This is a genomic window from Ensifer sp. ENS06, assembly GCF_014852205.1.
In the GTDB taxonomy this organism is placed as follows: domain Bacteria; phylum Pseudomonadota; class Alphaproteobacteria; order Rhizobiales; family Rhizobiaceae; genus Ensifer; species Ensifer adhaerens.
In genome coordinates, this window is the sequence record NZ_JACVBC010000001.1 from 167,795 (window position 1) to 185,312 (window position 17,518).

Annotated in this window: 20 protein-coding genes; 11 read left to right on the forward strand and 9 right to left on the reverse strand. The window is 63.1% G+C overall.

Translation table 11 applies throughout. The features are described 5' to 3' along the window. The first annotated feature begins 113 nt into the window (after nucleotides 1-113). The 3 genes from IB279_RS00830 (at nucleotide 114) to IB279_RS00840 (ending at nucleotide 1,984) form a co-directional block, all read left to right on the forward strand. On the forward strand, nucleotides 114-302 hold the full coding sequence (locus tag IB279_RS00830) for a hypothetical protein (protein WP_192338936.1): 189 nt from the start codon (nucleotides 114-116) through the stop codon (nucleotides 300-302). Between the two features lie 2 nt (nucleotides 303-304). Next, a complete protein-coding gene (locus IB279_RS00835; protein WP_192338938.1) occupies nucleotides 305-634 on the forward strand; it encodes a hypothetical protein in 330 nt (109 codons plus the stop codon). A 402-nt stretch (nucleotides 635-1,036) separates the two neighbouring features. Continuing rightward, on the forward strand, nucleotides 1,037-1,984 hold the full coding sequence (locus tag IB279_RS00840) for an adenylate/guanylate cyclase domain-containing protein (protein ID WP_029742396.1): 948 nt from the start codon (nucleotides 1,037-1,039) through the stop codon (nucleotides 1,982-1,984). Between the two features lie 3 nt (nucleotides 1,985-1,987). Here IB279_RS00840 and IB279_RS00845 read toward each other — a convergent pair whose 3' ends face one another. The 3 genes from IB279_RS00845 to IB279_RS00855 all read right to left on the reverse strand — a co-directional run bounded on the left by IB279_RS00845 (nucleotide 1,988) and on the right by IB279_RS00855 (nucleotide 5,693). Further along, the gene (locus IB279_RS00845) at nucleotides 1,988-3,994 is read right to left on the reverse strand and encodes an adenylate/guanylate cyclase domain-containing protein (protein ID WP_083523744.1); all 2,007 of its coding nucleotides are present in this window, start codon (nucleotides 3,992-3,994) and stop codon (nucleotides 1,988-1,990) included. Between the two features lie 149 nt (nucleotides 3,995-4,143). Then, nucleotides 4,144-5,172 carry a hydroxyacid dehydrogenase gene (locus IB279_RS00850; RefSeq protein ID WP_192339151.1) on the reverse strand — a complete coding sequence of 343 codons (1,029 nt, stop codon included), beginning with the start codon at nucleotides 5,170-5,172 and terminating at the stop codon, nucleotides 4,144-4,146. A 209-nt stretch (nucleotides 5,173-5,381) separates the two neighbouring features. Next, the gene (locus IB279_RS00855) at nucleotides 5,382-5,693 is read right to left on the reverse strand and encodes a hypothetical protein (protein ID WP_029742399.1); all 312 of its coding nucleotides are present in this window, start codon (nucleotides 5,691-5,693) and stop codon (nucleotides 5,382-5,384) included. Between the two features lie 107 nt (nucleotides 5,694-5,800). Between IB279_RS00855 and IB279_RS00860 the strand changes: the two genes are divergently transcribed. Further along, a complete protein-coding gene (locus IB279_RS00860) occupies nucleotides 5,801-6,427 on the forward strand; it encodes a ribonuclease D (protein ID WP_029742400.1) in 627 nt (208 codons plus the stop codon). Between the two features lie 14 nt (nucleotides 6,428-6,441). Here IB279_RS00860 and IB279_RS00865 read toward each other — a convergent pair whose 3' ends face one another. Together IB279_RS00865 and IB279_RS00870 are read right to left on the reverse strand one after the other, a co-directional pair. Further along, nucleotides 6,442-6,786: a YqaA family protein gene (locus IB279_RS00865; protein ID WP_082566375.1), complete on the reverse strand. Its 345-nt coding sequence runs from the start codon at nucleotides 6,784-6,786 to the stop codon at nucleotides 6,442-6,444. Between the two features lie 83 nt (nucleotides 6,787-6,869). Beyond that, nucleotides 6,870-7,151, reverse strand: coding sequence for a SelT/SelW/SelH family protein (locus tag IB279_RS00870; protein ID WP_029742402.1), 282 nt, complete (start codon nucleotides 7,149-7,151; stop codon nucleotides 6,870-6,872). Between the two features lie 214 nt (nucleotides 7,152-7,365). On the opposite strand from IB279_RS00870, the gene IB279_RS00875 reads away from it, so the two are divergent. Further along, the gene (locus IB279_RS00875) at nucleotides 7,366-7,821 is read left to right on the forward strand and encodes a DoxX family protein (RefSeq protein ID WP_029742404.1); all 456 of its coding nucleotides are present in this window, start codon (nucleotides 7,366-7,368) and stop codon (nucleotides 7,819-7,821) included. 95 nt (nucleotides 7,822-7,916) lie between these two features. On the opposite strand, the gene rnk is transcribed toward IB279_RS00875, so the two are convergent. Then, nucleotides 7,917-8,321: a nucleoside diphosphate kinase regulator gene (gene rnk / locus IB279_RS00880; RefSeq protein WP_029742406.1), complete on the reverse strand. Its 405-nt coding sequence runs from the start codon at nucleotides 8,319-8,321 to the stop codon at nucleotides 7,917-7,919. Nucleotides 8,322-8,675: 354 nt separating this feature from the next. On the opposite strand from rnk, the gene IB279_RS00885 reads away from it, so the two are divergent. Genes IB279_RS00885 through IB279_RS00900 form a run of 4 tightly spaced genes read left to right on the forward strand, consistent with a single transcriptional unit; the run spans nucleotide 8,676 to nucleotide 11,005 of the window. Next, nucleotides 8,676-9,431 (forward strand): type 1 glutamine amidotransferase, encoded by a 756-nt coding sequence (locus IB279_RS00885; RefSeq protein ID WP_113186944.1) that lies wholly within the window; start codon nucleotides 8,676-8,678, stop codon nucleotides 9,429-9,431. Further along, on the forward strand, nucleotides 9,428-9,907 hold the full coding sequence (locus IB279_RS00890; protein WP_029742408.1) for a GFA family protein: 480 nt from the start codon (nucleotides 9,428-9,430) through the stop codon (nucleotides 9,905-9,907). The genes IB279_RS00885 and IB279_RS00890 overlap by 4 nt, the downstream gene beginning before the upstream one ends. Continuing rightward, entirely contained in the window at nucleotides 9,904-10,467 is a 564-nt protein-coding gene (locus tag IB279_RS00895; RefSeq protein WP_113186943.1) for a sugar O-acetyltransferase, read from the forward strand. The genes IB279_RS00890 and IB279_RS00895 overlap by 4 nt, the downstream gene beginning before the upstream one ends. A gap of 25 nt (nucleotides 10,468-10,492) precedes the next feature. Continuing rightward, nucleotides 10,493-11,005: a GNAT family N-acetyltransferase gene (locus IB279_RS00900; RefSeq protein WP_234852614.1), complete on the forward strand. Its 513-nt coding sequence runs from the start codon at nucleotides 10,493-10,495 to the stop codon at nucleotides 11,003-11,005. Nucleotides 11,006-11,195: 190 nt separating this feature from the next. On the opposite strand, the gene IB279_RS00905 is transcribed toward IB279_RS00900, so the two are convergent. Beyond that, the gene (locus tag IB279_RS00905) at nucleotides 11,196-11,810 is read right to left on the reverse strand and encodes a TetR/AcrR family transcriptional regulator (protein WP_113186883.1); all 615 of its coding nucleotides are present in this window, start codon (nucleotides 11,808-11,810) and stop codon (nucleotides 11,196-11,198) included. Nucleotides 11,811-11,939: 129 nt separating this feature from the next. Here IB279_RS00905 and IB279_RS00910 point away from each other — a divergent pair, with 129 nt between their 5' ends. After that, entirely contained in the window at nucleotides 11,940-13,406 is a 1,467-nt protein-coding gene (locus IB279_RS00910; protein ID WP_113186882.1) for an MFS transporter, read from the forward strand. Between the two features lie 174 nt (nucleotides 13,407-13,580). Here the strand turns inward: IB279_RS00910 and lepA are convergent, their stop codons facing one another. Next, on the reverse strand, nucleotides 13,581-15,407 hold the full coding sequence (gene lepA, locus IB279_RS00915; protein ID WP_370689543.1) for a translation elongation factor 4: 1,827 nt from the start codon (nucleotides 15,405-15,407) through the stop codon (nucleotides 13,581-13,583). 70 nt (nucleotides 15,408-15,477) lie between these two features. Beyond that, entirely contained in the window at nucleotides 15,478-16,719 is a 1,242-nt protein-coding gene (locus tag IB279_RS00920; protein ID WP_029742415.1) for an MFS transporter, read from the reverse strand. Nucleotides 16,720-16,937: 218 nt separating this feature from the next. Between IB279_RS00920 and IB279_RS00925 the strand changes: the two genes are divergently transcribed. After that, on the forward strand, nucleotides 16,938-17,516 hold the full coding sequence (locus IB279_RS00925; RefSeq protein WP_029742416.1) for a helix-turn-helix domain-containing protein: 579 nt from the start codon (nucleotides 16,938-16,940) through the stop codon (nucleotides 17,514-17,516). The last annotated feature ends 2 nt before the right edge of the window (nucleotides 17,517-17,518 follow it).

Consider the following 17,518-nt stretch of genomic DNA (forward strand, 5'->3'; position numbering starts at 1 on the left):
GATTAAATACTTGAAATTATTCATCAATTTGGAATTGACGCTGAAGCGTCTGGTGGGTAGGTGCGGTCTTGGGGATATGGACCCCAAGTGATTTGCGAACAGGGAGACACGCAATGCTCATCAAGATCGGCGGCTTCGAATTGGAGGTCTCGCGCGGCAGTATGTTCCTCGGTATCAACCTCGGGAAGCGCTGGCGCTATCAAACATTTCGCACATGGACGGCCACCGGGCTGAGTGCATCAGACTGGATAGACCGCACCTCGAATGGCGCGGCTGGTGCTAATGCAGGACGCCTGGGGTGAAAATGCGGAAGAAGATTGTAAGGCCCCCGCAGCGGGTCCAACCTGTGTCGCCCCGAAAGTTCAACAGCTTCCAATCCTTAGGTGTTCCTGTCCAGTACGACACCGTCTACGGGTATTTCTCCAGAAGGTTCCCGGATGTGTTCGACCGGCTCGACGATCCAATCACCTACCTCGGCAACGACATCGAAGCATTGGTCATACGGTCGTTCGACATGGGGCGCCTCTGCAAGATCGTTGAGGCTCCGAAAGCACTGGGCGAGCGTGGCGTGGAAAGGGTTCTGGCGTTCCCGCACGTTGTCTTGGTTCGCCACTACCGACCTCGGACGGATTAGGAGGAGAGAGGGGGCTTGAGATGGGCCCCACAAGAGTGCTACACACGGCATCAACGGTGGGCGAAATAATCGTGTAATATCAATAAGAAGGGGGTAGGGATACCCAGTCCTCTTCTGGGCACCAAATTCCTAAACCAAATCTTTGATTTGGTTTTGAAAAACCCCGGTTCGCCGGGGTTTTTTCGTTTCTGGCGTTTGTCCGGATTCCGTGGCGATTTCCTGCCTTCCGAGCCTCGCTCTTCGACCAGGATGGTTGCATGCTCAGGATATTTTCGCGTGGTGCGCCTTGAAGCTTGGGCCGGCAGCATTGATATTCTATCGGCTATGAAGGGCAGGCTTTCCGCGTGAGGGCGGTCCCATGTTATCGTCCGCCGGGGCGGCGGCTTTGAGAAGGACGAAGCGATGTCTGAGACACGTCGCAAGCTGACGACCATATTCTCCGCGGACGTCCAGGACTACACGCGGCTGATGCGCGCCGACGAGGAGGGCACGCTCGCCACGTTGAAGCGCCATCGCGATGCCATGGGAAGGCTCATCGAGGCGCATGAGGGCCGTGTCGTCAACACCTGGGGTGATGGACTGATCGCCGAGTTTCCGAGCGTCGTGGAAGCGCTGCGCACCGCGATCGACGTGCAGAACGAACTCGCCGGCTGCAACGAGAAATGCGCGGCCGACGAGCAGATGCTGTTTCGCATCGGCATCAATCTCGGCGACGTGATCGCCGAGGGCGACGATCTCTACGGCGACGGCGTCAATGTTGCAGCCAGGCTGCAGGCGTCCGCGCCGGCTGGCGGCATCGTCATCTCCAATACCGTGTACGACCAGGTGCGCAACAAGGTCGCCGTCGGTTTCGATTTTCTGGGGCCTCTTGAGGTCAAGAACATCGATGGCGGTGTGCCGAGCTATGCTGTGCGCATCGGCGCGGACGATCCCCGTCCGACCTTTGCCGCAGAGACCTTCGGCCGCCGTGCTGAAGCAGCCGCTGCCGAGGCGGCCAAGCCGCGTCCGGAGCCGGTGGGCGTGATTGCGGCAATCAGGAGCGGATCGCTCCCGGTTCTCTACATCGTTGCCGCTGGCTTGGTCGCTCTCAACCTGTTGACCTGGAACGGAACCTTCTGGTCCGTCTGGCCGCTGCTTGGCCTCGCCATCCTTGCCGGCCTTGCCTGGATCAAGACCAACCCGTGGGTGGACCGCAGCATCGGCATACTGGTGCTCTCGGGATTGGTGCTTCTCACCATCAATCTCTTGACCTGGCGCGGCGTCTTCTGGGCCGTCTGGCCACTGCTCGCCTTCGCCGTGGTCGGCGGCATTCGCTGGGTCACCCGGCAGAACCGCCGCCTCGGCTCCTGACGTCTATTCGCGGCTTTCGGAGCCGGCCGACAAGTTGTCGTGTGTCTTCGGGCCGTCATCGAGGGCTTCCGGCTCTTTCGGCTCCGCGCCCAGCACTTCGTAAATCTCCAGGGCCGAGGCTCGGCCCTTGGCCTGCGCTGTGCCGAGCGGCCGGAAGTGGATCGTGCCACCCGTATGGGCAACGACCGCGCCGCTCGCCATGATCATCGTGCCGTAGTTCTTGTTCATGCCCTCGAGGCGCGAGGCGACGTTCACCGTGTCGCCCATGGCGGTGTATTGCAGCCGCTCCTTCGCGCCGACATTGCCGACGACGGCGGTGCCGGTGTGAATGCCGAAGCGTGTGCGGAACTCCGGCAGTCCTTTCTTGCGCTGTGCTTCGTTGAAGATGCTGAGGCGCTGCTGGACCGCGAGCGCGCACCGACAGGCATTCTCGGCGTGTTTGTCGTCCGGTGCCGGGGCGTTCCACATGGCAAAGACCGAATCGCCGAGGAACTGGATGATCGTGCCGTCGTGCTCGCCGACCGTCTCGCTGAAGATATCGAAATACTCCGACAGCATCGCCACCACCTCCTCGGGCGAATGCCGTTCGCTGAGCGTGGTGAAATCGTAGATGTCGGTGAAGAGCGCGGTGACTTCCTGACGCCAGGCGGAGCGGCCGCTGAAATGGCCGGATTCGATGCCCTTGCGCACCAGTTCCTTCGGCACATAGAGCGCAAAGGTGAAGATTGCATCGCGGGCCCGGTTCATGGCGCCGCCGAGGGTTGAGATTTCGCTGACATGCGAGGAAACATCGATCGGGGTGGTGAAGTCGAGGTCCTGCAGCCGGTTGGCGCTGGCGGTCAGCTGGTTGAGCCCCTTGGTAATCAGATGTGCCAGCACCAGCGAGGCGAGTACCGCCAAGGCTACCACGGCCCCGGAAATCGCCAGCCCCTGAACGAGCGTCTTGTTGGCGTCCGCCATTAATTCGTCGAGCGGTGCGGCCACCACGGCGCGGTTGCCGGAGAGAAGCAGCGCGGATTCGAGCGGCGTTACCATGACGAGATAGGTGCGGTCCCCGACCTGGACGAAGTCGGCCTTCCCGGGCGCTGGCGGATGTTGGCGGATGCTCTGGATCAGCGGGTCGCTGTCGGCCTGCACGATCGGGGCGTCCTTGTCCTTGGCCGCCATGATGCGTCGCATCATCACCCGGTCGGAATGGATGATCGGCCGGCCGACGGCATCGAGGATGAAGGACACCGAACCAGCAGTCAGCCGTTCGCGGGCGAGGAAGTCGGTGATCGTATCGAGCACGACATCGGCGCCGATGACGATCTGCGGATTGCCGCGATGCGCCTGCGAGATGGTCATGCCCAGTGTTTCGGTGGTGGCGCTTTCATAGGGTCCAGTCGAGACCGCGGCCTTGCCGTTGACGGCCGCGCGATACCAGGGTCGCGTGCGCGGGTCGAAGCTCGATGGCGGTAGCCGCCGTTCGGAGAATTGCGTGCCGTCCTTGTCGACGAAGAGAACGCGCTGGAGCGGCTTGCCGTTTGAGTCCCTTTCCATCGAGCGCACCGCAATGGCGGCGCCACGGGGCGCGTCGAGCGCCATGCGCCAGGCAACCTGCTTGAGGTCGACGACCTGAAAGAAGGCGCCGTTGGGGTAGCCGACATAGACCCCATCGATGTGCGGCGAGCGGGTGATGCCTTCACGAAGCACCGCCACCTTGTCGTTCATGCGCTCAGGCGGGGGCACGAGGAAGGAATTGGCGACGGAGGAGACGAGATTGACGAGGGCGGAAGTATCGCCCGAGAGCACGCCCAGCCGGTCGACAAGGCGGTTCATGAAGCCGCGCATGTTGGCCTCGGCATCAGCGATCGCAGCGTTGCGCGAGCGATGGTAGTCGAGCCCGACAAGCGTCGCGGAAACGACGATCAGCATGGCGACCATGACGAGGCTGAACAGCGATCGCAGCGAACTGTTCCAGCCATCGCGTGCTTTGCCTTGTCGAGCGCCGGGCGCCGTGTCTACCATCGCGTTTCTCTGATCCCGTAACGATGCCTCGGCGACGACCTTAACGTGCAAGGTTGGTCGCATGTGCAAGAAAAGTTAAATGCGAATCCCATAAAACACGTTAATCGGCGGGATGCACGATCCCGCCGAGATCCGCAGCGAAAAATGTCTCAGTTCACCGTTACCGGCTTCGAGCGCATGCGCGCGACGGTTTCGCGCTCGGCACGCTTGCAGCGCATCGGTGGCAGGCCGCGATCCATCAGGTCCATGTCTTCGAGCACCATGTCGCCCATTTTCTTGAAGGCGCTGTCGAGCGCGCCGGCGCGGTGCGCCGAACGCAGGAAGCCCGACATGCGGCGAACGGGATGGTCGAGCGGCAGGGGCTCCTCCGGAAAGACGTCGCTCGCCGCCACGATATGGCCGCTTGCGACCGCGGCCATCAGCGCCTCGAAATCGACGACGCCGGCGCGACTGAGGAGAATGAAGGCGGCACCCGGACGCATGCGGGCAAACGCCTTCTCGCCAAGGAAGCCTTCGTTCTCGCTGGTAACGGAAGCAACGAGGAAGACGAAGTCGCTTTCGCCCAGCACGGTCTCGAGCGAAACCGGTTCAACGCCATTGTCCCGCAGGATCGAGGCCGGCATCCAGGGGTCGAAGACGCGGATTTTCGCCCGGAAGCCGGAGAGCACGCGGTTCAGGGCCTTGCCGAGATCGCCGAAGCCGATGATGCCGATCTCGGAGCCGGAAAGCAGGCGCGCCGAACGGTTGCCGTCGCCACCCCAGAGTTCGCGGCCTTCACGGAAGGCAAGGTCGGCGTCGACGACGCCGCGGGCGATGTTGAGCGCCATGGCGAGGCCGAGTTCCGCCACCGGCTCGGCAAAGACCTGCCCGGTGGTCACCACATGGATGCCGCGCTCGAACAGCACCTCATAGGGCATGTTGTTGATCAGGTTGCTTTCGACGTTGAGGATCGCCTTCAGCTGGCTCATGCGCCTGAGGGTGGCGTGGTCGAGCGGGGGCTGGCCGATGATGTAGTGGGCGTTGCCGAGCACGTCGTCGCCAAGGCCGGCGATATCCTCCGGGTCCGCTTCGACGATGCGGTAGCGGCGATGCAGGTCCTTGAGGGTTTCCGGTGTGAAGATGAGATCGAGCGTGCGTGGTGCGGGTGCACTGATGGCAAGCGGCCGGTTGTCGGGCATGGTTCTTCCCACTGCAGGTTTCCTTTGATCGGGTCGATCGAAGGATAAAAACATGCAGCACCTCAAAGCGCTACCGTGACCTTTGCGCGGCGCTGAGACGGAGGACGCCCATGCTCTGGCCGTGAGGCTAGGAACAGTTCCGCCGCTTGCCAAGCGGCGTGGCGGTCCCGATGCTGTCTTCGCACGAGGATTGCTTGTCGTGTTTTTGCTTAGTAGCCGAGACCACGCTTCTGCCGATAGAGCGAAGGCGGCAGGTCGCTGCCCTGGAAGACAGGCCCGTCGCCACGGCGGCAGTTGTAGATCGTGTCGTAGATGGGACCGCCGCGGGCCGACGATTCGAACGGATAGTTTCGGTCGACAAAGGTCTGCTCGCATACGGTTTGGTCGCCACCACCGTTCAACGGATCCATCTGGCGCACGCCCGGCAGGTCCCGATAGGTCTGCGCCGGTGCCGGCATGGCCGTCAGCCCGATCGCCAGCGCGAGCGTGGAGAGAGCGAGGGCGGGTTGAAAAGACGTCATCGTCAGGACTTTCAAAGGGCAGCCGGCGGGCGGAACGTGACAACGGTATCGCCGACGCCAAACTTGCGCTATAGGCCACACCACTTCGTTTGATCTGGGGATTTTCGATGGCGAATGCAATACGGTTCCATGAAGGCGATATCTCCGCAGCCGACGCCGATCGTTATCGAGGCGCAATCGCGATCGACACGGAAACGCTCGGCCTCATCCCCCGCCGCGATCGCCTTTGCGTGGTGCAGCTGTCTCCGGGCGACGGTACGGCCGACGTGATCCGCATCGCAGCCGGCCAGAAGCAAGCGCCGAACCTCGTCGCCATGCTTGCCGATCCGGCCCGCCAGAAGATCTTCCATTTCGGCCGCTTCGATATCGCCGTCCTCTTCCATACCTTCGGGGTGACGACGACGCCGGTCTTCTGCACCAAGATCGCCTCGCGGCTGACCCGCACTTACACCGATCGCCACGGCCTCAAGGACAACCTCAAGGAAATGCTCGACGTCGACATTTCCAAGCAGCAGCAGTCGTCCGACTGGGCAGCAGAGACCCTGTCGCAGGCGCAGCTCGAATATGCCGCCTCCGACGTGCTGCACCTGCATGCGCTGCGCGACAAGCTGACGGCGCGCCTCATCCGCGATGGTCGCATCGAGCATGCCGAAGCCTGCTTCGCCTTCCTGCCGACGCGCTCCAAGCTTGACCTGCTTGGCTGGGACGAGACGGATATCTTCGCGCACAGCTGAGTTGTGCGGGGCTGTTATGGCGTCAGGTAAAGGACGACCGCATAACGTGCGGCCTTGCCGATGGTGACGAACAGCAGGAACAGCGGCAGCTTCATGCGCAGCAATCCGGCGACCAGCGTCAGTGGGTCGCCGATGACCGGCAGCCAGGAAAGAAGCAGCACCGGCTGGCCGTAGCGGGCAAAGAGCGCCTCTGCCTTTTGCCGATTGGTGGGCGAAACCGGAAACCACCGGCGCCCCTCGAAGCGGATCAGAAAACGCCCGAGCGCAAAATTGACGACGGCGCCGAGCACGTTGCCTGATGTCGCGGCGATGAAGAGGGCAGGGCGGCTCGTTTCGCCGTGCAGGGCGGCGGCCACGATCGCAGCTTCCGACATGCCGAAAAGCAACGTCGCCGACAGGAAGGCCGCGGAAAAGACGCCGGCAAGAATTCCGAAATCCAGGATCAGCTCCTGTCCGTATGACCGAGATCGCGCTCCGGCTCGATGATGTCGCGGATGCGCTGCTTCAGTTCCTTCGGCCCGGGGAAACCGCCGTCCCGCTTGCGCTCCCAGATGAGCGCGTCATCGACGCGGATCTCGAAATTGCCGCCGGTGCCGGGAATGAGCGCCACTTCGCCGAGCGACTGCCCGAACGTCTGCAGCAGTTCCTGCGCCATCCAGCCGGCGCGAAGCAGCCAGTTGCACTGGGTGCAGTAAAGGATGGTGATGCGCGGCTTCTGGTCCATCGGGTGTCTCGGATGTGCTTCGGGCGGCGACCATAGCGGTCGCCTCAGTTGGAAACAACTGCGTTCCGGGGCTCATACTCACGCTGCGCTCACACGATTGTCAACCAATTTAGTCATGTTTTTATCGGCGGATAGCTTGCTTTGCGCGGTCGTCGCGGCGAGACAATGCGGCATTGCACAAATTGTCGCACCCAACCGCCGGAGAAGCCCCTTAATGACCGACGTCACCGTTTCCAGTTCCCGCCCGCGCGCCATCCTGCCGGCGCTGGAAAAGATCTATCTGCCGCTCAATACATCCGCCGAAACGCTGTTGCGTGTGCTCGCCGGCGCTCTGCTTGCGGTTCACGGTTTTGGCAAGATCACCAATCCCTTCGGCGCGATTGGCATGGTCGAGGGCCTCGGCTTCTATCCCGGTGTCTTCTGGTCGCCGCTGCTCGCCGCGACCGAATTCTTCGGCGGCATTTTGATCGCGATCGGTTTGTTGACGCGCCCGGCCGCCTTTGCCGGCATGATCGTTCTGCTCGTCACCGTCTACTTCCATGGCATCGTGCAGGGTGAGGGCCTCTTCGGCGCAGAGAAGTCGATCCTCTGGGCAGCGATCCTGTTCTTCTTCGCCATCCGCGGCGCCAACAGCCAGTCTGTCGACGCCAAGCTCGGCAAGCAGTTCTGATCGAACGAACGACGCTTAGAAAAACGGGGAGGCGGTGAAAACCGGCCTCCCCGTTTTCGTCTTGCAGCTGGTGAGGCTTTCGCCGTCGCGACCTCTCAGGCGCTTTCCTTCGCCGTCACGCTGCGAATGGTCATCCGGTGGACCTTGCCCGACCGGTCCTGCCAGTCGATCGACTGGCCGACGGAGAGCCCGATCAGCGCCGCGCCGACAGGGGTCAGCACAGAGATGCGGCCGGCCTCGATATCGGCCTCGCCGGGATAGACGAGCGTCACCTGCTTGGCAAAACCATTGTCCGCCTCGAAGGCGACGGTGGAGCCCATCTGCACGCTGTCGGCGGGCAGCGCGTCGGGCGCGCCGACCCGGGCGCGGTCGAGTTCAAAGAGCAGTGCCTCGGCCACATCAGGCACGCGCTCGAGCGCGGAGGAGGCGAGCGCCGTCAGCCGCTTGTGGTCTTCGGCATTGATGATGATCGGGGGAAGTTTCTTGCGGGTTGCCGCCATGATGGGACCTGACACGTTCAATCGAAGCGCACGACAGGGCGCAATCGAATAGGTTTTCTGGAGATTAGGCGCTCGTTCAGCCGCGCTCGGAAATTTCTTCTGCCGACGCGAAAGGCTCCCCTGACCCGGAGAGCGCAAGCGTCCGGGCTGGGGTCAGGTTCCTGCGATCGGGCACACCCGGAAGCAGCAATGAGAAGAAATCGTCGGCATCATCATGCCCCAAGGGTCGGAAAGTTCGCTCACGAAGTCAAGGCCCGCATGAACCCGTCCGCATCATCGCATCGCTATGTGACCTCTTGAACAGTGGCCGCGCTCGTGGTCAATCTCCACGGTCGATGCGAAGGGAATGCGATGATGCGGGTGCTGGTGGTTGAAAACATGGCGAAGACCGAGCTCGGCCAGGTCGGCACGGCGCTTCGCGAGGCAAAGGCCGAGATCGAGATCCGCCGCGCCTATCTCGGCGAGGCCGTTCCTGAAACACCGGAAGGATACGACGCACTGGTGGTGCTTGGCGGCGAGCAGAGCGCGCTCGACGATGCCGCCTATCCCTATCTGCCTGATCTTGCCGCGCTGATGCGCCGCTTCGGTGACAGCGGCCGTTCCGTGCTCGGCATCTGCCTCGGCAGCCAGCTTCTCGCCCGCGCCTATGGGGGCCGGAACCTGCTGGGCGAGGCCAAGGAGTTCGGTTGGTGCGACGTGCAGGTGCGCGGCGAAGGCGCCGAGGACCCGGTCCTTTCCAGCGTCGGTGAGAGCTTCCCGATCTTCCAGTGGCACGGAGACACTTTCACGCTGCCCGAGGGGGCTGTCCATCTCGCCGAAAACGCCGTCACCCGACATCAGGCCTTCCGCGTCGGCCGCGCCGCCTACGGCACCCAATTCCACTTCGAGGCCGACACACACCTCGTCGAAGACTGGAACCGCGCTTTCCCGGACACCATCAAGCGGCTCGATCCGACCTGGCTTGCGCGCTATCGCGAACACGCCGCGCGCCACGGCCGCCAGGCGGATGCCGCGGGCCTGTCTCTTGCTCGCGCCTGGGTCGCGACGATCGTTCGCCAGCAGGGCGGCGCGGTGAATGAGGAACCGGCGTTGGAGGAGGTTACCGGATGAGCGAGGCACTAAACGGCGGCTGCTTCTGCGGCAGGATCCGCTATCGGCTGAAGGCGGCGCCGATGTTCGTCAACTGCTGCCATTGCAGCGATTGCCAGCGCCAGGTCGGTAGCGCCTTCGTCGTCAACGGCGTGATCGAGCGCGACAATATCGAACTCATTGAGGGCGAGCCGGTCGTCGTGACGCTTCCGACGGACAGCGGCCGTCCGCATGATGTCTACCGCTGTGCCGAATGCCAGACGGCCCTCTGGAGCGACTACGGCCGGCGCGGCTGGCTTTCCTTCGTCCGGATCGCAAGCCTTGACCGCCCGTCGGACTTCCCGCCGGATGCGCATATCTTCACCCGCTCCAAGGTTGCTTGGCTGTCGCTCGAGGGCGGCGCACCGGCTTTCGAGATTTATTACGACATGAAGACGATGTGGCCGCCGGAAAGCCTGGCACGGCGCGAAGCCGCGGAAGCGAAAGCAAAAGCGTGACAGCCAGCGAACGCGACAAGATGGCAGCCGGAGAATGGTACTCCTGCCTCGTCGACGAACTCGAGGCGCTTCGGATGACGGCGCGCGTTGCTGTCCATCAGCACAACACCATGGCGCCGATCGAGCGTGGAAACATGGCGTCGGCGCTGCGGGTGCTGTTCGGTGCGGTCGCTGACGACGTCTTCATCGAGGCGCCGTTCCATTGCTCCTACGGCATCAACATCCACGTTGGCGCCCGCGTCTATCTCAATGCCGGCTGCACAATCCTCGACAGCGGCCGCGTGGCGATCGGGGCGGGGACGATGCTGGGGCCGAACGTGCAGATCTATTGCGCCGAGCACCACAGGGACGCCGTGCTTCGCGGCCAAGGCCTCGAAGTCGCCAAGCCGGTGACGATCGGTGCCGATGTCTGGATCGGCGGCGGCGCGATCATTCTCGGCGGTGTCACGATCGGGGATGGCGCGATCGTCGGTGCGGGCTCGGTGGTGACGAAGGACGTGGCGGCCGGCGCCGTGGTCGCCGGCAACCCGGCGCGGCCGCTCCGCCGCGCGTCGACGTAAGACGATTGGAGAAGGACGATTTTTGATGACGATTGAGATGAAGACGATCCACGTGCGCCCGGCGCGGCCAGAAGATGCGCCTGCGTTGTGCGCTTTCCTCAACGAAATCATCGCGATCGGCGGCACCACCGCCCATCAGACGCCGTTCACGCCTGAGAGCTTCGTGGCGCACTATCTCGCCGGCCCGGGCTTCGTCAGTTGTTTCGTCGCCGAGGACGAGGCGGGTGAGCCTTGCGCCTTCCAGGCGCTGGACCGCTGGGACGGAATACCCAAGGATTGGGCCGACATCGGCACGTTCTCGCGCCCCGACAACAAGGTGCCCGGCGCCGGCACGGCGCTCTTTAAGGCCACCTGCGACTTCGCCCGCTCGATCGGCCTGAAAGCCCTCAACGCCACCATCCGTGCGGACAATGTCAGCGGGCTCACCTATTACGGCAAGATGGGTTTCGTCGACTACAAGGTCGACAAGGCAGTGCCGCTGAAGGACGGGCAGTTGGTGGATCGCATTTCGAAGCGGTACGTGCTTGAGGACGGATGAGGCGAGCACTGCCGCTCTGGCAGCGCCACCCTCCCGGTCTTCATCCCCGGGCCTGAAGTTCAGTCCAGGAGGCAGCTGACATCATAGGCTGGATCGGTCTTGAGGAGATCGGCGCCACGCCTTGGCGAGAGGCGTCGGCGATAAAAGAGCGCCGACGCTCGCAAAGGGCACCTCTTGAAAGCGTGCCGCTCTAACGGCTGCTTCTGTTCACCATGGCAATGATCGTCTCGTAAAGCTCGTCCTGAGCCTCGTCGGCGGTGATTTCGCTCGTCGCTGCAGCGTGGGACAAGCCATCGGCTGCACCGAGCATTGCCCAGAAACCGGCCTGTGCGATGCCCCTCTGCCCGATGAACGGGCCCAGCACCTTTCGGCACTTTTCGATATAGACCAGCTGATAGTCCCGTTTGACGGCCGCAAGCTCGGGCGAACCGGCGAGGGCCGCCAGCACGCCGGGCATCTCGCGACCCTGCGTGAGCACGCAGTCGACATAGGAGGCGGCAATCGTCCTGACTGTCGCTTCCAGCGTTGGGTCGCTCGCGGCAATGGCAGCGTCCATCACCACCGTCTGGCGCACATCAAAATCCTGGTAGAGCGCGGCGAGCAGTCCGTTGCGTGTTCCGAAATGATCATAGACGACCGGCTTGGCGACGGCCGCTTCCTCGGCCAGGCGCGGCAGCGTCAGCACATCGGTCCCTTCCTCGCGAACGAGCCTCCAGGCGACGTCCAGCAGTTGGCGTAGCCGTTGCTCGCGGGTGAGGCGAACGCGTTTGGCGGTGACCGTGTCTCTTTCCATGGTGCTTGACATCACTATATACCAAAAGTAACTTACCTGAAGTATATAGAAGATATCTCCCAACCGCAACCATCCGCCTGCCTGACGGGCGGCGGCGAAGCGGCATGCCGACGCATGCCGTTTGCAAAGGATTCGTGCCCAATGACTGACGTCTCACTCCCTCACTCCCAAGGCCGAAGCGCATGGCTCGGCCTCATCGCCGTGCTGCCGCTGGTCCTCGTCGTGGCCATGGATGGCTCCATCCTCTATCTCGCCATGCCGCGCGTGACTTCGGCTCTCTTGCCCACCGCCGACCAGGCGCTCTGGATCCTCGATATCTACGGTTTCGTCGTCGGTTCGCTGCTGATTGCCTTCGGCAATATCGGCGATCGCTACGGGCGGTTGAAGCTGATCATGATCGGCGCGGTGATCTTCGGTGCAGGATCGCTCGGTGCGGCCTATGCGCAGTCGCCCATGGCGTTGATTGCTTCCCGGGCGCTGATGGGGCTCGGCGGCGCGACATTGCTGCCCTCGGGGCTGGCAATCGTCAGCGCGCTGTTTCCGGATCCGCGACTGCGGGCGCAGGCGATCGGCATCTTCGCCGCCACCTTTGCAGCCGGCTTCGCCATCGGTCCGGTTATCGGCGGCATCCTGTTGCAGCGGCTCGAGTGGGGCGTGGTGTTCCTGATCAACGTTCCCGTCGTGCTCGGCTTCCTGGTCGCCGCACCCATTCTGCTTCGCGAGGTGCGCTCCACGACTTATGGCCGCATTGACCTGCCAAGCCTTGTCCTGTCCTTTGCCGGTATCCTGCTCACCACCTATTCGCTGAAGACCGCGGCCGCCTACGGCTTCACGCCGCTGCAGACGCTTGCCGGGATCGTCGGCGTCCTCGCCATCGCGTTGTTTATTCGCAGGCAAACGCGGATCGCCTATCCGCTGCTCGACCTCGGCCTGTTCCGGGACCGCATCTTTTCCATCGCCATTCTCACCGGCCTCCTGCCGCTGGTCGTCTGGTCCGCCGTCGGTTACCTCTCGGGCATCTATCTGCAATCGGTCCTCGGCTTCGATGTTTTTACCGCAGCACTTTTGACCTTGCCCGGCGCCGTCGTGCTGATGGCGACTTGTGTCGGGACAGCGCGCATCGTCGATGTGGTCGGCCGCAAGACGGCGCTTGTTGCGACGCATTTCCTGATCGCAGCCGGCCTCTTTCTGCTGCTCCTCACGAGCACCGAGGCGGGCGTGGCAGCGCTCATCGCCTCGACTGTGGTTGCGGGCATCGGCTACGGCCTCTCCTTCAGCCTCGTCGCCGAGATCGCCGTGTCGGCGGTGCCTGCCGAACGCGCCGGTGCCGCGGGCTCGATCGCCGAGACCAGCAACGAACTCGGAAATGCGCTCGGTATCACGCTTCTGGGTTCACTGGCGGCACTCAGCTTCCGGCTGCTCGGCCCCGGCGTGGCCGGCACGCTGAACGAAACCCTCGATCAGCCGGGCCTTGCTTCTGAAACGGTGCTGCAGGCCAAGGACGCCTTCCTCACCGGTCTTCACATCGCGGCCGGCGTCGGCGCACTGTCGCTGCTCGCATTGGGCATCATGGCCTGGCTCTGGCTGCCGAAGAAGCTGCCGGAGTAGGTGGGGTGGGACGCCACTGTGAGTCGCCTTGGGTCAAAAGAACGGAGTAGTTCGCTCCAGGAAACTAGACCTGCGCGCATAATCCTGCGGCTCCAGCATCGCCTCACCTTCACAAACCAAAAAGGGCGACCCGAGGGCCGCCCTTTCAAACGTTGAAACATGCGGCGCTGCCGCTTACTCGTCGCCCATCTTGAGGGCGGCGATGAAGGCTTCCTGCGGAATCTCCACCTTGCCGAACTGGCGCATGCGCTTCTTGCCGGCCTTCTGCTTTTCGAGCAGCTTGCGCTTGCGGGTGGCGTCGCCGCCGTAGCACTTGGCGGTCACGTCCTTGCGCAGCGCCGAGATGGTTTCGCGGGCAATCACGTTGCCGCCGATGGCCGCCTGGATCGGGATCTTGAACATGTGCTTCGGGATCAGCTCCTTGAGCTTTTCGCACATTTCACGGCCGCGCTTTTCGGCTGCCATCCGGTGCACCATCATCGACAGCGCATCGACCGGCTCGCCGTTGACGAGGATCGACATCTTCACAAGGTTGCCTTCCTTGTGCTCGGTGATCTGGTAGTCGAACGAGGCATAACCCTTGGAGATCGACTTCAGGCGGTCGTAGAAATCGAACACGACTTCGTTGAGCGGCAGGTCGTAGGTCAGCATCGCGCGGGTGCCGACATAGGTCAGCTCAATCTGGATGCCGCGGCGGTCCTGACAGAGTTTGAGGATGCCGCCGAGATAGTCGTCGGGCGTCAGGATCGTCGCGCGGATCCACGGCTCGTGGATTTCTGCGATCTTGACGACGTCGGGCATATCGGCCGGGTTGTGCAACTCGCGTTCCGAGCCGTCCGTCATGAACAGCTTGTAGACGACCGACGGGGCCGTCGCGATCAGGTCGAGGTCGAACTCGCGCTCGAGACGCTCCTGGATGATTTCGAGGTGCAGCAGACCGAGGAAGCCGCAACGGAAGCCGAAGCCGAGTGCTGCCGAGGATTCCATCTCGAACGAGAACGAGGCGTCGTTGAGGCGCAGCTTGCCCATCGCCGAGCGCAGGTCCTCGAAGTCGGCAGCATCGACCGGGAACAGGCCGCAGAAGACCACCGGCTGTGCCGGCTTGAAGCCCGGCAGCGCGGTTGCGGTCGGGCGCTTGTCCTCGGTGATGGTATCGCCGACGCGGGTGTCGGCCACTTCCTTGATCGAGGCGGTGATGAAACCGATCTCGCCGGGGCCGAGCGCATCCATCGCCACCATCTTCGGGGTCAGCACGCCGACACGTTCGATCGTGTACTTGGCGTCGGTGCCCATCATGCGGATGGTCATGCCCTTCTTGAGCGTGCCGTCGATGATGCGCACGAGAACCATGACGCCGAGATAGGTGTCGTACCAGCTGTCGACGAGCAGCGCCTTCAAGGGCGCCGCATCGCCGCCGTCGCTCTTCGGCGCCGGCAGCTTGGTGACGATGGCTTCGAGCACGTCGGGAATACCGAGGCCGGTCTTGGCCGAGATCAGCACGGCGTCGGACGCGTCGATGCCGATCACTTCCTCGATCTGCTCCTTGATGCGGTCCGGTTCGGCCGCCGGCAGGTCGATCTTGTTGAGCACGGTGACGAGTTCGTGGTTGTTGTCGATCGCCTGGTAGACGTTGGCGAGCGTCTGGGCTTCCACGCCCTGCGACGCGTCGACGACAAGCAGCGAGCCTTCGCAGGCCGACAGCGAGCGCGAGACTTCGTAGGCGAAGTCGACGTGGCCGGGGGTGTCGATCAGGTTCAGCACGTAGGTTTCGCCATCATTGGCCTTGTAGTGCAGGCGCACCGTCTGGGCCTTGATGGTGATGCCGCGCTCACGCTCGATATCCATGCTGTCGAGCACCTGCTCGGACATCTCGCGCTCGGCGAGGCCACCGGTGGACTGGATCAGCCGGTCAGCAAGCGTCGACTTGCCGTGGTCGATGTGGGCCACGATCGAGAAGTTGCGGATATGCGAAAGGGGCGTCTTCGAAGATGTTGTGCTCATGGGCCGCATATAGCAGTGCCTTCAACCGCCGCAAAGCGGGAAATGAAGGCTTCGTTCACTATAAATCGGCCTATTCGGCCCCCGCTTCCGCATCGACGAGCGCGCCGGCATTGGGCACCTGCGCGCTCCTGATCTCGAAGCTCTCGCGCTCGGCCGCCGGCACCTCATCACGTTTGCGCAACCTGAGCAGCACGAAGAAGGCATAAAGCGCGGCAACGGCCATCGCCGCATAGATGAACGTGCGCTGCCCGAACACCGGTGTCAGCAGCGTCACCAGCATCGGCACGACGGTCGCAGCAATCGACCAGGCGACCAGCATGGTGCTGGCAAGCGGCACGAAATCGGCGGGATCCGTGCGGTCGTTGGCATGCGCATTGGCGATCGAATAGACGGTCTCGACCGCGCCGGCAAAGAGCGCGAAGACCAGCATCAGAAGGAGCAGATTGCTGAACGACGCCGAAAGCGCGAAGAAGCCGGCAGCAAGGATCAACAGGCACGTGCCGATCAACACCAGGCGCCGGTCGATCCGGTCCGACAATGTTCCCATCGGATACTGGATGGCGATGAGGCCGAATTGCATGACGAACATCAGATTGGCGACGTCGCTCTGACTGACATTGTTGGCGGCCGCATAGATCGGCGTGAAGCCCTGCACCACCATCGAAAGGCCGCCGGCGGCAAGCACGCCGATGAAGGCGACGGGGGAATTGCGCCAGACCATCGGGATGTCGATGCTCACTTTGGCCGGCGGCGGTGGCGTCGGCAGCCGCGTCAGCCCGATCGGCAAGAGCGCGAGCGCTGTGAAGAAGATGGTGACGAGCGGCGGCAGGTTGCCGTCGGCCGGGATCTGTCCGAACAGCCAGGCGCCGGTGCCGAGCCCGATGACATAGGCCATGTAGAACAGCGCCATCGCCTTGCCGCGCCAGTGGTTTTCGCTCGCATGGTTGAGCCAGCTTTGGGCGATGATGAAATTGGTGTTGCCGGACGCGCCATAAAGCCCGCGGGCCAGTACCCACAAGAGCGGATGCATGCCGAGCGCGATCGTCAGCGCCGAGAGGATGACGAGCGCCATCGAGCAGGAGAAGGCGCGCGCATGGCCGACACGACGGATCATCGGTCCGGCGATGACGCAGCCGATCAGCCCGCCGAAGGCGATCATCGTGACCGCAGCACCCGGCACCCAGTCCGGCGCGTCCGAGCGCGTCAGCGCGAAGGGCACATAGGCGAGCATCATGCCGTTGCCGATCGCCACCGCCGTCATCGAGGCGACGATACTGGCGATCGAGGTCAGCGAGGAGGGCTGCTTTGTCATGTCCAACCTGTCGATGAGGCCGCCCGTGCGGGTGCGCTGGCGTGATGGATGAGGGCTGTCTAAAGTATTGAAGTGAAAGCTTTTCTCGTTTCTGCGTCCGAAGCTGCCACCTTAGCCGGAATACCCTTGTTGCGCTGTCGCCAAAGCGGCATCGCATGCCTGTATTTTCGGTCTTTCGCAGTCTTGACTCCACTATATGAGAAATGCAATCTCAAATAATGGAAAACGTCACCGATCCCCTCGAACATGCCATCGGCGAGCGCATTCGCACGCTGCGGACGCAACAGAACCTGACGCTCGACGAGCTTGCTGCAAGTTCCGGTGTCAGCCGGGCGATGATTTCGCGCATCGAGCGAGGCGAGGCGAGCCCGACCGCCCAGCTTCTTGCCAAGCTCTGCAGCGCGCTCTCAACCACGCTTTCAGCGCTCTTTGCCTTTGACGCCGAGGGAGCTTCACCACTTGCCAGGCGCGCCGACCAGCGGCTCTGGCGCGATCCGGAATCCGGCTATCTGCGCCGCTCCGTCTCGCCGGATGGTCTTGGCTCGCCGATCGATATCGTCGAGGTCGAGTTTCCGCCCGGTGCCCGTGTCGTCTTCGAGAGGCAACCCTCCGATCGCGGCATTACCCAGCACCTCTGGCTCTTTTCCGGGCGGCTCGAAATGACGACCGAATCCGGCTTCCATTCGCTCGAGCCAGGCGATTGCCTGTTCATGGGGCTGGAGGCGGGACACATCTTTTACAACCCCCACGATGAGCCGGCTCACTACGCCGTCATCCTCTGCCGCACCAAGGTTTGACC